8 protein-coding genes and 1 pseudogene are annotated in these 11,611 nt (G+C 63.3%); 5 read left to right on the plus strand and 4 right to left on the minus strand.

Annotated elements, in window-relative coordinates:
- The first annotated feature begins 219 nt into the window (after positions 1 to 219).
- Positions 220 to 3,156: pseudogene (locus ACESL8_RS04105) on the plus strand (class I SAM-dependent DNA methyltransferase).
- Positions 3,157 to 3,419: 263 nt separating this feature from the next.
- A complete protein-coding gene (gene ilvD / locus ACESL8_RS04110) occupies positions 3,420 to 5,138 on the plus strand; it encodes a dihydroxy-acid dehydratase (RefSeq protein ID WP_372916245.1) in 1,719 nt (572 codons plus the stop codon).
- Here the strand turns inward: ilvD and ACESL8_RS04115 are convergent.
- Complete coding sequence (locus tag ACESL8_RS04115) at positions 5,135 to 5,617, minus strand: N-acetyltransferase family protein (protein ID WP_372916247.1); 483 nt, start codon at positions 5,615 to 5,617, stop codon at positions 5,135 to 5,137. The genes ilvD and ACESL8_RS04115 overlap by 4 nt on opposite strands.
- Here ACESL8_RS04115 and ACESL8_RS04120 point away from each other — a divergent pair.
- The gene (locus ACESL8_RS04120) at positions 5,616 to 7,055 is read left to right on the plus strand and encodes an NAD(P)H-hydrate dehydratase (protein ID WP_372916249.1); all 1,440 of its coding nucleotides are present in this window, start codon (positions 5,616 to 5,618) and stop codon (positions 7,053 to 7,055) included. The genes ACESL8_RS04115 and ACESL8_RS04120 overlap by 2 nt on opposite strands.
- The gene (locus tag ACESL8_RS04125) at positions 7,052 to 8,296 is read left to right on the plus strand and encodes a class I SAM-dependent RNA methyltransferase (protein WP_372916251.1); all 1,245 of its coding nucleotides are present in this window, start codon (positions 7,052 to 7,054) and stop codon (positions 8,294 to 8,296) included. The genes ACESL8_RS04120 and ACESL8_RS04125 overlap by 4 nt, the downstream gene beginning before the upstream one ends.
- A 28-nt stretch (positions 8,297 to 8,324) precedes the next feature.
- On the opposite strand, the gene ACESL8_RS04130 is transcribed toward ACESL8_RS04125, so the two are convergent.
- Positions 8,325 to 8,783, minus strand: a complete 459-nt coding sequence (locus tag ACESL8_RS04130; RefSeq protein ID WP_372916253.1) for an MAPEG family protein — start codon at positions 8,781 to 8,783, stop codon at positions 8,325 to 8,327.
- 159 nt (positions 8,784 to 8,942) lie between these two features.
- Here ACESL8_RS04130 and ACESL8_RS04135 point away from each other — a divergent pair, with 159 nt between their 5' ends.
- Positions 8,943 to 9,572 (plus strand): PEPxxWA-CTERM sorting domain-containing protein, encoded by a 630-nt coding sequence (locus ACESL8_RS04135; RefSeq protein ID WP_372916255.1) that lies wholly within the window; start codon positions 8,943 to 8,945, stop codon positions 9,570 to 9,572.
- A gap of 61 nt (positions 9,573 to 9,633) precedes the next feature.
- Here the strand turns inward: ACESL8_RS04135 and ACESL8_RS04140 are convergent, their stop codons facing one another.
- Together ACESL8_RS04140 and ACESL8_RS04145 are read right to left on the minus strand one after the other, a co-directional pair.
- The gene (locus ACESL8_RS04140; RefSeq protein ID WP_372916257.1) at positions 9,634 to 10,737 is read right to left on the minus strand and encodes a deoxyhypusine synthase; all 1,104 of its coding nucleotides are present in this window, start codon (positions 10,735 to 10,737) and stop codon (positions 9,634 to 9,636) included.
- 116 nt (positions 10,738 to 10,853) lie between these two features.
- The coding region (locus ACESL8_RS04145; protein ID WP_372916259.1) for a type III PLP-dependent enzyme at positions 10,854 to 11,611 on the minus strand (758 nt) is incomplete at its 5' end.

Genomic DNA, 11,611 nt, shown 5'->3' on the forward strand with positions numbered 1-11,611 from the left:
AGCGGGACCCCGGATCAAGTCCGGGGCGACGGGATGGGGGGGGCGGGGCAGGGGTCCGGGGCGACGCGTTGGGGCAGGGGCGCGGGCCCTGCACCCGTTTGGTTTCAGGCGGCGCTTCACCCCAAACCACCCCGTCACCCCGGACTTGATCCGGGGTCCCGCTTTTCCTGATTGGCATCATGCGCTCGCCGCAATAGGTTGCCGGCCGGGGAGACAGCAATGCAGCGCCTTGGCTGGGATATCATCAAACAACGTGCGAAGGAATTTGCCGCTGAATGGCATGATGAAACGTACGAGAAGGCTGAAACCCAGAGCTTTTACAACGAGTTCTTCGCCATCTTCGGCGTCAGGCGCCGCGCCGTTGCCTCCTATGAAAAGCGTGTTGGCACGCTCGACAAATCGCGCAACGGCTTCATCGATCTGTTCTGGCCCGGCGTTTTGCTGGTGGAACAAAAAAGCGCCGGCCTTAATCTTGGCAAGGCGCTGGCGCAGGCGCTGGATTATGTCGATTGGCTGCCCGAACGGGATCAGCCGCGCTATGTGCTTACGTGCGATTTCCAGCGCTGGCGGCTGATCGATCTGGAAACCGGCACCGAAACCCGCTTCACGCTCACCCAGCTTGCCGACCATATCGAGCGGTTCGATTTCATCCTTGGCCGGCAACGCACCTTTGTTACCCAGGCCGATGTGAACATCAAAGCGGCCGAATTGATGGGCCTGCTGCACGATGCGCTCAAGGCCAAGGGCTATGCCGGGCACGATCTGGAACGGCTGCTTGTGCGTTTGTTGTTCTGCCTGTTTGCCGATGATACCGGCATTTTTGAACCCAAGGATATCTTCCTCCAGCTGATCGACAACGACACCAAGGACGATGGCAGCGACGTTGGCCGCGTGCTGATCGAATTGTTCGACATTCTCGATACGCCGGGGAACAAGCGCCAGGCTGGCACCAGCGCCGAGCTGGACGCCTTTCCCTATGTGAATGGCGAATTGTTCGCCGGCAGCGTGCGCACGCCGGTTTTTGACAAGGCGATGCGCGACATGCTGCTGGATGCGGCGCGTTTCGATTGGCGCAAGGTGTCGCCCGCCATTTTCGGATCATTGTTCCAATCGGTGATGAGCGCGCAGGAACGCCGCGAGAAAGGCGCGCATTACACCAGCGAGGTCAACATCCTGCGGGTAATCCGGCCGCTGTTCCTTGACGACCTCGAAAGCGAACTGGTGGCCATCAAGGCGCGGCGCACCGGGCGCGAGGCGGCGTTGCAAGCCTTTCAGCACAAGCTGGCGCGGCTCAATTTCCTTGATCCCGCCTGCGGCTGCGGCAATTTCCTGGTTATCGCCTATCGCGAAATACGCCGGCTGGAACTGGAATGTCTGGAAGCGCTTTACCCCAAGGCAACCGGCGGCGTGAACATCGGCACCCGGCAAGGCGTGCTCGATCCGTCATTGCTGTCATTGGTGGACGTGAATCAGTTTCACGGCATCGAATTTGAAGAATGGCCGGCGCGCATCGCTGAAGTGGCGATGTGGATGGCCGATCACATCGCCAACATCGAGCTTGCGGCGGCTTTCTCGGTGCCGTTCGTGCGCATCCCGCTGAAGAAATCCGCCAACATCGTCCACGGCGACGCGCTGGAGGTGGAGTGGGACGCAGTGTGCCCGCGCGATCGGCTCAGCTTCATCATGGGCAATCCGCCGTTTGTTGGCTTTGTAATGCGCGGGAAAAATCAACAAGATCAGGCCGGCGAACTGCTGCAGAGACTGGGAGCCAGCGGCAAGCGCCTCGACTATGTGGCGGCATGGTTCCTGAAAGCTGCTGAATTAATTTAGAAAACCAAAATTCGGGTTGCGTTTGTCGCAACAAACTCCATCGCACAGGGTGAGCAAGTTGCGCAGCTCTGGCCTGCCATGTTTCAACGTTGGAATGTTGAGATCGGCTTTGCCTACCGGCCTTTCATTTGGATGTCAGAGGCGCGTGGCAAAGCCCATGTTCACGTCGTGATCATTGGCTTCACTTGCCGGGAAATAGCACCTGAAACCAAGAGACTGTTCAGTTATCCAACACAAAATGGTGATCCAGTTGAAACACGGCACGGTGCCCTGACTGCCTATCTGTTTGAAGCGCGGAACACCGCGACGCGGCACCTTGTTGTCGACAGGGCTGCGCAGCCACTCTCAGCAGTTCCCCAAGTATGTGTCGGGACGAAGCCGGTTGATGGCGGGAACTATATTTTTGATGCGAGCGAACGTCGCGACTTCATAGCGGCCGAACCTGGTTCGGAACGTCTATTTCGTCCATTCGTTGGTGGGTATGAATTTATCAATGGCGTGGCCCGTTGGATTTTACACACCAACGAGGCTTCACCCGACGAACTGCAGGGCCTGCCGAAGGTGATTGAACGAATTGCGGCAGTTCGGAGATATCGTGAAAAATCTCCAGGCAGTTTGGCGCGGAGTCTTGCTCGGATGCCACAGCAATATCATGTTAACGTGATACCCACTGGGCCATTTCTGGCGATCCCAGAGGTGAGTTCTGAACGCCGTGAATATGTCCCAATCGGTTGGCTCGAACCGCCGACAATTCCAAGCAATAAGATCATCGTTTTGCAAAACGTCACAAAGTATATTTTTGGCATCCTCACTTCTCGTATGCATATGGCTTGGTTGGCCCATATTGGCGGAAGATTGAAGAGCGATTACAGTTATTCCACAGGCCTTGTTTACAACACCTTCCCTTGGCCCGACGCCAGCGAAGCGCAGCAGGCGAAGGTGTCCGCGCTGGCGCAAGTCGTGCTCGATGCCCGCGCCAATCATCCGACGGCCAATCTGGCGCAGCTTTATGATCCGCTGACCATGCCGGCTGATTTGCGCGCCGCGCACCAGGCGCTGGACCGCGCGGTGAACCGGCTTTACCGCGCCGAAGCGTTCAGCGGCGATGCGGACCGGGTGGCGTTGCTGTTCACCCGCTATGCCGCGCTGGTCGATCCGCTGGCCACCGCTGGCCACCGCTGGCGCCCGCGCCAATGTGCGCGTGGCGCGCAAGGCGGCGAAGGCGAAGGCGGCGGCAGGCTCGGGATGAGCGAGGAAACAGCGGGACCCCGGATCAAGTCCGGGGTGACGTTTGGAGGTGAAGGGGGGGGCGGTGTGGCCTGCTAATCCCCGGCCTGTCATGCTGGCGCAGGCCAGCATCCATTGTGCAGTCGGTTGCCCATGCAGCCGTTGGTGGTCCCCTCGCTGCAATGGATGCTGGCCTGCGCCAGCATGACGGGAATATTGGGCGAGGGCCGCCTGAAACGAACGGGTGCAGGGACTGAGTCCCTGCCCGCCGGAGGCCCTCATTCTTGAACTTCAAGACGCCCACCCTTGACCCCGCCGCCGCCCTGCGTCATGGCAATATTGTTAGTCAAAGAGGCCCATATATGACAAGATTCGACAAGTCCAAGCTGCCATCGCGTCATGTTTCGGTGGGGCCGGAGCGGGCGCCGCATCGTAGTTATTATTACGCCATGGGGCTGACCGAGGAGGAGATTGGGCGGCCGTTTGTGGGGATTGCTTCGGCGGGGAATGACAGCGCGCCGTGCAATACGACGTTGGATGCGCAGGCGGATGCGGCGCGGATTGGGGTGAACGGCGCAGGCGGGATGCCGCGGCGGTTCAACACGATCACGGTGACGGACGGGATTGCGATGGGGCACCAGGGCATGAAGGCCAGTCTGGTGAGCCGGGATTGCATTGCCGACAGTATCGAGCTGTCGATGCGCGGGCATTGTTATGATGCGCTGATTGGTTTTGCCGGGTGCGACAAGAGCTTGCCGGGCATGATGATGGCGATGTTGCGGCTGAATGTGCCGAGCATCTTTGTGTATGGCGGATCGATCTTGCCGGGCCGGTTTGAAGGCCAGGACGTGACGGTGGTGGATGTGTTTGAGGCGGTGGGCGGCTTTGCGGCTGGCAACTGCCCGTTGGCGCGGTTGACGGCGTTGGAGAAGGTGGCGTGCCCCGGCCACGGCGCGTGCGGCGGGCAATACACCGCCAACACGATGGCGTGCGTGGGGGAGGCGATCGGGCTTTCGTTGCCCAACAGCAACATGGCGCCCGCGCCGTATCAGGGCCGCGCCGATATCGCGATTGCGGCGGGCACGCAGATCATGACGCTGTTGGAGCGCAACATCCGCCCGCGCGATATCTGCACGCGCGAAGCCTTTGAAAATGCGGCGCGGATCGTGGCGGCGACGGGTGGTTCGACCAACGCCGCGCTGCACCTGCCGGCGATGGCCAACGAATGCGGGGTAAAATTCGACCTGTTCGACATGGCCGAGATTTTCAAGACGACGCCGTATATTGCCGATCTGAAACCCGGCGGAAAATATGTGGCGAAGGACATGTATGACGCGGGCGGCGTGTATATGGTGTTGAAAACATTGTTCGATGCCGGATTTATTCACGGCGATTGCCTGACGGTGAGCGGCAAGACGCTGGCCGAGAATATCGACGAGATCAGCTGGAATCCCAATCAGAAGGTGATTTACGAGGTGTCCAACCCGATCACGCCGACCGGCGGCGTGGTGGGGCTGAAGGGCAGCCTGGCGCCCGATGGTGCCATCGTGAAGGTGGCGGGGATGAAGACGTTGCAATTTAGCGGTCCGGCGCGGGTGTTTGACAGCGAGGAAGCGTGCTTTGCCGTGGTGGAGCAGCGCGGGATCGAGCCGGGGTGCGTGATCGTGATCCGGTATGAAGGCCCCAAGGGCGGGCCGGGGATGCGCGAGATGCTGTCTACCACTGCGGCGTTGTATGGCCAGGGCATGGGGGAGCAGGTGGCGCTGATCACCGATGGGCGTTTCTCAGGTGCAACGCGGGGGTTTTGCATCGGGCATGTCGGGCCGGAGGCGGCGGAAGGCGGACCGATTGCGCTGATTGAGGATGGCGATATCATCAGCATCGACGCGCAGGCCGGCACGATCGAGCTGGAAGTGGACGCGGGCGTGCTGGAGGCGCGGCGGGCGCAGTGGACGGCGCGCGCGACGGATTACCAATCGGGGGCGATCTGGAAGTTTGCGCAAACCGTTGGCCCGGCGCGGTTGGGGGCAGTGACGCATCCGGGTGCGGCTGCGGAAACGCATATGTTTGCCGATATTTAAAGGACGAACCGCTTTCTGATCCGGTCGACCGGCGTGCCGTTTTTCAGGGGCACGCCGCGCACGATCTCGTAATCGGTAAAGCCCATGCGGGTGTAGAAGGTGAGGCCGCCGGTGTTGTCGGCGCGGATGGTGGCGTTGATCGCGGTGAGGCCGAGTTCGCGGGCGTGCGCCGTGGTAGCGGCAAACAGTGCCGTGCCCACCCCGCCCTGGGTGCTGCCAAGCCGGGCAAATGTTGCGATGTCGCCGATGTAGGCGGGCAGGAAGAGCTGCGTGCCCAGCGTCTGGAAGCCGGCGATGCGCCCGTCGGCCTGCGCCACGAAGCAGCAATGGGCGGCGGGGCCGGTGAGATAGGCCTCGCTCAGGCCGCCAGGTGTGAACGCCGTTTCAAAGGCTGTGGTGCCGCCGCGGACGATGATGGCGTTGAGCAATTTGGCCAGTTCGGCGGCATCGCTGGGCGCGGCTGGGCGGATAGTGACCATGCTGGCCCTTGTGCCGCCGCCCCGGCTTTGTGACAAGGCGCGCATGTTCATCGTCGATTCTGGTCTCCCCATCGTCACTGCCGCCGCCATGCGCGCCGCAGAAGCTGCCGCGATTGCAGCCGGCACCCCGGCGCTCACCCTGATGGAACGGGCGGCCGATGGCGCAGCGCGGGCGATCATGGCGTTTGCCCCGGCGGCGCGGGCAACGGTGTTGTGCGGGCCGGGCAACAATGGCGGCGACGGTTATGGAATTGCCTTGGTGTTGGCAAAAGCCGGGGTTGAGGTGACGGTGGCGGCCGATGCGCCGCCGCTGGGTGAACCGGCCGCAACGATGGCGCGGCGCTGGAGCGGGGCGGTGGTGCCGCTGGCCGAGGCGCCGCCCGCGCCGCTGATCGTCGATGCATTGTTTGGCACCGGCCTCACCCGGGCGCTTCCCGAAAGCGCGCAGGCGGCGCTGGACCGGCTGCGCGGGCAGGGGCGGGTGGTGGCCATCGATATCGTTTCGGGGCTGGAGGCGGATACCGGCCGCGCGTTGGGTCGGCCGCTGACGGCGGAGCTGACGCTGACGTTTGGCGCGGCCAAGCCGGGGCACGTGTTGGGCGAAGGCGGTTTTGTGTCGGGCCGGTTGGCGATTGTGGATATTGGCCTGGCCATCGAAACGCCGCTGGCTTTTACCGCGCGGCCGCGACTGGCTGCGCCGGCACGCGATGCCCATAAATACACCCGCGGCTGGGTGATGGTGGTGGAAGGCACGCCTGGCCATGGCGGCGCATCGGGGCTGGCGGGGCTGGCGGCACTGCGCTGCGGGGCTGGGCTGGTGACGCTGGTGGGGGAGGGCACCCATCTGCCGGCGCTGGCGCTGATGCGGCGCAATGATGACGAAGCTGCCGCGCTGCTTCCGGACAAGCGGCTGGGCGCGGTGGTGATCGGGCCGGGCATGGATGCCGATATGCGCGCGCGCGGCTGGCTAAAGCGCCTGAGCTGGGCCGAAAAGGCGCTGGTGATTGATGCCGGGGCGCTGCGCCTGTTGCCGCGCGGGCCGATCGGTGTGCCAGCAGTGCTGACGCCGCACGAGGGGGAATTTGCCCAGTTGTTTGGCCCAATACGTGCTGATCTTGGGGATGATCGGCTGGCGGCGGTGCAGGCGGCGGCGCGGTCCTGCGGGGCGGTGGTATTGCTGAAGGGCGCAGCCACCATCATCGCGGCGCCCGATGGCCGGGCGGCGATCAATGCGCATGCCAGCCCGTATCTGGCCACCGCCGGTTCGGGTGATGTGTTGGCCGGCATGATCGCCGCGTTGATTGCACAGGGGCTGCCGCTGTTCGAGGCGGCGCAGGCGGCGGCCTGGCTGCACGGCGAGGCCGGCGTGCGGCTGGGGCCGGGCGGCATTGCCGATGATCTGGTCGCCAGCCTGCCGGCCGTGCTGGCGGCATTATGAGCGGCGTCGGGAGCGATTGGCGTCCGATCGTGCGGCTGGCGGCGCGCGGGGACGGGGTCAGCGATGATGGTCGTTTCGTGCCGCTGGCGGCGGTGGGGGACAGCGTCGATTTCAGCATCAGCCCGCCACTCATCATGCCAGGGCCGCACCACGCGGCGCCGGCGTGCACGCACTATCCGGCGTGCGGCGGCTGCCAGATGCAGCACATGGATGACGCGGCCTATGGCAATTTCGTTATCGACCGGATTTCGCGCGTGCTGCCGGGTGGGCTGCCGGATGATGTGCGGCCCTTGGCGCTGTCACCGCCGCGCAGCCGGCGCCGGGCGAGCCTGAAGGCGTTGAAACGCGGCGGCAAACTGGTGCTGGGTTTTCACAGCGAGGGCACCCATGCGCTGATTGATATTGTTGATTGCCCGGTACTGCACCCCCAATTGATGGCGCTGCTGGCGCCGCTGCGGCGGCTGCTGCGGGCGCGGCTGAAGGATGGGCAAGGGGCGGGGATTGCGCTCACCCTGTCAGATGCGGGTGTGGATGTGCTGCTGGCCAACGTATCGGCCGAAGGGCTGGCGGCAATCGAGGCGCTGACCGATTTTGCACAAGGCTGCGATCTGGCGCGGCTGAGCGTGGAAGGGGCGGGCGGCATCGACACGCTGGTGGAGCGGCGGCAACCGGCGTTGATCATGGGCGGCGTGCCGGTTCCGCTGCCGGCGGCGCCGTTTTTGCAGGCGACGCGTGAAGGCGAGGCGGCACTGGTGGCGGCTGTGCTGGAGGCTGTGGGCGATGCCGGCCGTGTTGCGGATCTGTTTTGCGGGCTGGGCACATTTGCGCTGCCGCTGTCGCTCAAGGCCGCCGTGCTGGCGGTGGATGCGGCCGGGCCGGCGGTGACGGCGCTGGGTCTCGCGGCGCGCCTTGCTGGCCGCCGCGTGGAGGTGCAGCACCGCGACCTGTTTCGCCGGCCGCTGGTGAGCGTTGGAGAGGGCGGGGGAAAGGGCGGGGAACTGGCCGGGCTGGGCGCGGTGGTGTTCGATCCGCCGCGCGCCGGGGCGGAAGCGCAGGCAAAGGAATTGGCGGCCAGTCAGGTGCCGGTTGTTGTGGCGGTATCGTGCAATCCCAACACCTTCGGGCGCGATGCGAAGATATTGGTGGAGGGCGGCTACCGGATCACGACGCTGTGGCCGGTGGCGCAGTTCCGCTGGTCAAGCCATGTCGAACTGGTGGCGCGGTTCGAACGTCAACCCTGAGCGCTGGCGTCAACCCTGAGCGCTGGCGTCAACCCTGAGCGCTGGCGATGCTGAGCGCCAGCAGCACGAGGCCGAGGAGGCACAGGCTGGCCAGCGCAAACAGGGCAAAGCGCACCACGACGCGGTTGGAGAGGATCTGCACCAGGCTGTGGGCGATGCGCAGGCCGGCATAACCCCAGGCCAACCCGACCGCGAGGCCGCCGCCTTCGCCCATCACGGCCAGCGCGAGGGTGACGGCATAAAAGATCGTCGGCTGTTCCATCAGGTGGTTGTAATTGTCGGCCACCCAGCTGGCGCGTTCCTCGCCGGCGGCGACCAATTGATCGCGCAGGCTCTTGCCGGTGGAGCCGACCATTTTGGTGCCATCGATGCCGGCGCGGCCCATCGCGGGCAGGCGGGTGGCGTACATCCACACCCACACGATCATCGTCCAACCGGCCAACACCAGCATCGGCAGCAAGATAATATTGCTCGTCGCAGCGCCCATCACGTCATCCCCCGGTTTTCGCCTGGAAAACGCTCGAGGTTTTTTGGACCGGTGTCAAATGCCGGTCCAGCTTTGCCATTTGCGGTGAAACTGTCGGAAATCCTTACACCAAGGCTTTTTGCCGCCGAGAAAAGTCAATAATTTCAACGATGCGATCATTTGGTACAGATTGTGCATTTCTGCTTACGGCGCTTTTGCCCTGGGGTATTCCTGATGTTCAAATTTCTCTTCACGGCCGTTTCCGCCGTGGCTCTGGCCGGTTCAGCTTCTGCCGCGATTTCGATCGGGCCGACGATCGGTGGGCTGGCGACTTTCACCGACAGCAACACGCAGCGCAATTGGGTGCAGACGAACGTTTTCTTCAATCAGTCGCCAACGAGCATGATCAATGCTGTGACCTCGGCTGGCTTCACCTTGGCCAATCGCGCCGATGTCGAAGCCTTGTTGGGCAGCCTGCCGCTTGACGCTGGTCAATGGTCGGGCATTGCAGCCATCACGGGCAGCTCGCCAAGTCGCGATTTGATTTGGGCCGCTTACGGCCCGATCACCGTCAACAATAATTACGGGTACGCGTACGCTTTTTCTGGAGATGGCAGGTGGTCATTTGTGGATGACGTTGCTGGCGCCGGAGTTGTTCAGAACGGCGATGGTCCGTTTGCCGACATGAACATCTGGGCTTATGCCGGTGGCGCCGGCGCGGTGCCAGAACCGGCCAGCTGGGCGATGTTGATCGCCGGCTTTGGTCTGGTAGGTGCTGCTGCCCGTCGTCGGCGCGCTGTCGCCGCCTGATCGGGCGTCCGGCGAAAAAAGGGGCGGCTCGGCATCACGCCGGGCCGCTCCTTTTTGTTTGTCAGGCGAACAATTTGGCCCAGCCGCGTTTGGCGCGGGTTTTCCAGTGGCCGCGGTGGTAGGCATCGCTGGCGAGCAGCGGCATCACGCTGCCGGCTTCGGCGAACACCATCTGTTCGATGCCGGTGTTGACCTTGCCCCAGCTGGCGGCTTCCTGCAGCGTTGAGGATGAGCAGGCGCCGTCGCGCACATCGGCGACGGTGATCTGCACGGCATATTTGTGCACTTCAACGTCGTGGTGGCCGAGGATTTCGGCGCAGACCACGGTGTCCTGGATGAAGTTCTTGGGCACGCCGCCGCCGATCATCAGCAGGCCGGTGGTGCCGGCCTTGATTTTGATATCGGTGAGTTCGCGGAAATCGGCAATGGCATCCAGCATCATGTAGGGCTGGCCAGCCTTGGCCCGGTCCACCTGGTGCTTGACGAGGCCGAAACCGGCGCTGCTGTCGACAAACGCCGGGCAGAAGATCGGCACGTCATGCTCATAGGCGAGCTTGACCAGGCTGTTGTCCTTCTTGCCATGCTCGCTGAGATATTTGCCCATTTCGCGGATGAAGGCGCGGCTGCTGTACGGGCCGGGCGGCAGGCTATTGGCAATTTCGTAGATGGTGTGATCGCAATCCTGCAGCGATTCTTCGTCGATGTAGGTATCGTAAATGCGGTCGATCAGCAGCGAGCGCAGCGTGTCGTCATCGGGCACTTCCAGCGCCTGATAATGCTTGTGGCCTAGGCCTTCGAAGAAATCCATATCGACGATGGTGGCACCGGTGGCGACGATGCCATCGATCATGTTGCTGCGCAGCAGTTCGGCATAAAGATCCATGCAGCCGCCGGCGCTGGTCGAACCGGCGATGACCAGGAATATGGTGCAATCAGGATCGGCCAGCATCTGGTTGTAGATGCTGGTGGCACGGGCGAGATCGCGGCTGGTAAAGCTCATCTTGGCCATGCCGTCGATGATCGGGCGGGCGTCGAAGCTGGTGATGTCGATATGCTCCACTACAGTGGACAGCAGCTCGGCCTTGCGCTGGCGCTGGGCGGGGGTGAGTTCGGTGACGACCGCATTAAGGGAGGCGGCGTTGAGCGTTTCGGGCGTGGCGGTCATGATATGCTCCCAAGTTCAAACGGTGGCCCGGCGCATGAGAGCGCCGCCCGCGGCCGGGGGAGCCCGGCGCCGAGCGGGAAACCATGCCCCCACCCGAACGGGCGGGGGCATTAATTCTATTTCTGGTGCAGCTTGATAACCTTGAGCGGCGACTCTTGTGTGACACCATAAAGCGTGTCCATCGGTTCGTCCGTGACGATCACCGTTTCGCCGGCCGTGAAGCCATTGAACCCGGTTCGCATTGCCGAGCCGTAGGCACCGATCATGCCGATGTCGATATAATCACCCGCCGCGATATCGGCGGGCAACGCAAACGGACCGCGCATGAAATCCATGTCGTCGCAGGGTGGGCCCCAGAAGCTGAAATCGATCGTGCGGGCGCGGCTTTCGCTTTCCCGCACCAGCTTGACCGGAAAACGCCAATCGATGTGCGCAGCATCGAACAGGGTACCGTAGGCACCGTCGTTGATATGCAGCGTATCGCCCTTGCGCGCTTCGACACGCACCAGCACCGATGAATATTCGGCGCACAGCGCGCGGCCGGGTTCGCACCACAATTCGGCGGAATAGGAAATCGGCAACGCTTCGAAGGCGCGGTGGATCACGTCGAAATAAGCTTCGAGCCGGCCCGGCTCCATGCCCGGATAGATGGACGGGAAGCCGCCGCCGACATCGACGATATCAACGGTGACGCCGGCACCTACGATCGCGGCACGCACCTGGGCCATGGCGTCGCTGTACGCCTGCGGGCTCATGGCCTGGCTACCGACGTGGAAGCAGATGCCCAGGGCATCGGCAACCTGACGGGCGGCCATCAGCACCGGCGCGGCTTCATCGGCCGGCACGCCGAATTTCGACGCGAGGGACAGTTTGG

Source organism: Sandarakinorhabdus sp., from assembly GCF_041689835.1.
In the GTDB taxonomy this organism is placed as follows: Bacteria; Pseudomonadota; Alphaproteobacteria; order Sphingomonadales; family Sphingomonadaceae; genus Sandarakinorhabdus.